Genomic DNA, 521 nt, shown 5'->3' with positions numbered 1-521 from the left:
GTGTCACTGTCGCCGTCGGCATCGGTCACGGTCTGCTCGAGCAGCAGCGTGCCGGCCTCCAGCAGCAGGGTCTCGATGTCGTCACCGTCAGTGGTGTCGTCGTGCCAGATGTTCGCCTGCTGGGCGAAGGTGATCTCGCCGGTGGCGGGATCCAGCGTCAGCGTGAAGTAGTCGGTGGTGCCAACACTGCCAGTGATCACGGTGCCGGCGGCGTTGACGCTCAACTGGATCTCGTCACCCTGGCCGATGCCGTCAGTGTCGGTGTCACTGGTGTCGCTCGGATCCAGGGCGTACAGGCCACTGCCGACCGTGTCAGCGTCGCCGGTGTTAAGCACAAAGGCGTAGCTGACGTCGCCCGCCCCATCGGTGCCGTAGTCCACGGCAGCGCCGGTGGTGAAATAGGCCGAGAAGTCGCCCTTGTCACTGAGAATGCCGTCGCCGGCATCCGGCAGCGGCGATTCGTCCAGGGCCACGGTGACCGCCTCGGTCGGCGTGTCGGTTTGCGCAGTCGGGCCGTCGTC

Annotated in this window: 1 protein-coding gene; it reads right to left on the bottom strand. The window is 66.2% G+C overall.

Features of this window, described 5'->3' with window-relative positions:
- Nucleotides 1-521, bottom strand: a 521-nt coding sequence (locus LWH48_RS18190; protein WP_232913683.1) for a DUF5801 repeats-in-toxin domain-containing protein, incomplete at both ends; no start/stop codon positions are given.

Source organism: Halomonas sp. G15 (genome assembly GCF_021282295.1).
Taxonomy (GTDB): Bacteria; Pseudomonadota; Gammaproteobacteria; order Pseudomonadales; family Halomonadaceae; genus Halomonas; species Halomonas alimentaria.
This window is presented reverse-complemented; position numbering and strand designations above follow the sequence as displayed.